Here is a 3,115-nt window from a genome sequence, read left to right as displayed (position 1 = left end):
CCCACCGTCATGATCGGTGGCAAGCCTGCCACGGTCACGGCCAATCCGGACGGTACGTACAGCGTTACGGTTCCTGCCGGCACGACCGGCGGCATCGTTGTCACCGTCCCAACCACCGATGATTCGGTGTTTGAAGGCCGTGAACAACTGACCCTGGACGCCACGCTGACCGGCAGCTCGGCCAGCGGCATCGCGCTGCCGGGCAACATCACCGACTCCGGCAGCGCCGTCATCGTTGACGATCACGGTTCGGGCGCGGATGTGCCGTCCTTGAGCGTCTCGGACGCCGGCGACGTCAACGAAGGCAACGACGCCGTCTTCAACGTTGCTCTGTCCAAGCCCGTCGACGCCGACACTACCCTGACGTTCACGCTGGGTGGTCAGATTGAAGCGGGCGACGTGGGTGCCCCTACCGTCATGATCGGTGGAAAGCCTGCCGTCGTGACCGCCAACGCCGATGGCTCCTACAGCATCACCGTGCCGGCTGGCACCACCGGTGGCATCGTCGTCACGGTCCCGACGACTGACGACACCGTCTTTGAAGGCCGCGAACAGCTGACGCTGGACGCCACGCTGACCGGCAGTTCGGCCAGCGGCATCGCGCTGCCGGGCAACATCACCGACTCCGGCAGCGCCGTCATCGTTGACGATCATGGTTCGGGCGCGGATGTACCGTCCCTGAGCGTCTCGGACGCCGGCGACGTCAACGAAGGCAACAACGCCGTCTTCAACGTGGCCCTGTCCAAGCCGGTTGACGCCGACACCACCCTTACGTTCACGCTGGGTGGTCAGATTGAAGCGGGCGACGTGGGTGCCCCCACCGTCATGATCGGTGGCAAGCCTGCCGTCGTGACCGCGAATGCCGATGGCTCCTACAGCGTCACCGTGCCGGCTGGCACCACTGGTGGCATCGTCGTCACGGTCCCGACCACCGATGATTCGGTGTTCGAAGGCCGCGAACAACTGACGCTGGACGCGACGCTGACCGGCAACTCGGCCAGCGGTATCGCTCTGCCGGGCAACATCACCGACTCGGGCAGCGCCACGATCGTCGATACCGAAAGCACCGACCCGTCAAACCCGAACCCGGGCGCCGACGTGCCGGCGCTCACCGTTTCGGATGCGGGCGACGTCAACGAAGGCAGCAACGCCGTCTTCAACGTGGCCCTGACCAAGGCCGTCGATGCCGACACCACGCTCACCTTCAAGCTCGGTGGCGAAATCGAAGCCGGCGACGTGGGTACCCCCACCGTCATGATCGGCGGCAAGCCCGCCCCGGTCACGGCCAACGCCGATGGCACTTTCAGCGTCACCGTGCCGGCTGGCACGACCGGTGGCATCGTCGTCACGGTTCCGACCACTGACGACACCGTCTTTGAAGGCCGCGAACAGCTGACGCTGGATGCCACGCTGACAGGCAACTCCGCCAGCGGCGTCGCCTTGCCGGGCAACATCACCGACTCCGGTAGCGCGACGATCGTCGATACCGAAAGCACCGACCCGTCGAACCCGAACCCGGGCGCCGATGTCCCGGCCCTGACCGTCTCGGACGCAGGCGACGTCAACGAAGGCAGCAACGCCGTCTTCAATGTCGCGCTGACCAAGGCCGTCGACGCTGACACCACGCTCACCTTCAAGCTCGGTGGCGAAATCGAAGCCGGCGATGTGGGTACCCCCACGGTCATGATCGGCGCCAAGCCTGCCACTGTCACGGCCAACGCCGATGGCTCGTACAGCGTCACCGTGCCGGCTGGCACGACCGGCGGCATCGTCGTCACGGTTCCGACCACCGACGACACCGTCTTTGAAGGCCGCGAACAGCTGACGCTGGACGCCACGCTCTCGGGCAATACCGCCAGCGGCGTTGCGCTGCCTGGCAATATCACCGACTCGGGCAGCGCCACGATCGTCGATACCGAAAGCACCGACCCGTCCAACCCGAATCCGGGCGCCGATGTCCCGGCCCTGACTGTCTCGGACGCAGGCGACGTTAACGAAGGCAGCAACGCTGTCTTCAACGTGGCCCTGACCAAGGCCGTCGATGCCGACACCACGCTCACCTTCAAGCTGGGTGGCGAAATCGAAGCCGGCGACGTGGGCGCTCCCACGGTCATGATCGGCGGCAAGCCCGCCACCGTCACGGCCAACGCCGATGGCACTTTCAGCGTCACCGTGCCGGCTGGCACGACCGGCGGCATCGTCGTCACGGTTCCGACCACCGACGATTCGGTGTTCGAAGGCCGTGAACAGCTGACGCTCGACGCCACGCTGACCGGAAGCTCGGCCAGCGGTGTCGCGCTCCCCGGCAACATCACCGACTCCGGTAGCGCCACGATTGTCGATACCGAAAGCACCGACCCGTCCAACCCGAACCCGGGCGCCGATGTCCCGGCCCTGACCGTCTCGGACGCCGGCGACGTCAACGAAGGCAACGACGCCGTCTTCAACGTGGCCCTGTCCAAGGCCGTCGACGCCGACACCACCCTGACGTTCACGCTGGGCGGTCAGATCGAAGCCGGCGACGTGGGCGCGCCCACCGTGATGATTGGCGGCAAGCCCGTCACCGTCACCGCCAACGCCGATGGTTCCTACAGCATCACCGTGCCGGCTGGCACTACGGGAGGCATCGTCGTTACGGTTCCGACCACTGACGACGCCGTCTTCGAAGGCCGCGAACAGCTGACGCTGGACGCCACCCTCTCGGGCAACTCCGCCAGCGGCGTCGCCTTGCCTGGCAATATCACCGACTCGGGCAACGCCACGATCGTCGATACCGAAAGCACCGACCCGTCCAACCCGAATCCGGGCGCGGACGTGCCGGCCCTGACTGTCTCGGACGCAGGCGACGTCAACGAAGGCAGCAACGCCGTCTTCAACGTGGCCCTGACCAAGGCTGTCGACGCCGACACCACGCTCACCTTCAAGCTGGGTGGCGAAATCGAAGCCGGCGATGTGGGTACCCCCACGGTCATGATCGGCGGCAAGCCTGCCACCGTCACGGCCAACGCCGATGGCTCGTACAGCGTCACCGTGCCGGCTGGCACGACCGGCGGCATCGTCGTCACGGTTCCGACCACCGACGACACCGTCTTTGAAGGCCGCGAACAGCTGACGC

General features: G+C 66.3%; 1 protein-coding gene. It reads left to right on the top strand.

Annotation, left to right across the window (positions count from 1 at the left end):
* On the top strand, nt 1-3,115 hold a 3,115-nt coding region (locus MHZ91_RS28145; protein WP_239216585.1), incomplete at both ends, for a Calx-beta domain-containing protein.

The organism is Achromobacter sp. ACRQX, from assembly GCF_022346505.1.
Classification (GTDB): Bacteria; Pseudomonadota; Gammaproteobacteria; order Burkholderiales; family Burkholderiaceae_B; genus Achromobacter; species Achromobacter animicus.
Note: the sequence above shows the minus strand (reverse complement) of the source record. Positions and strands in the feature narration are given on the sequence as shown.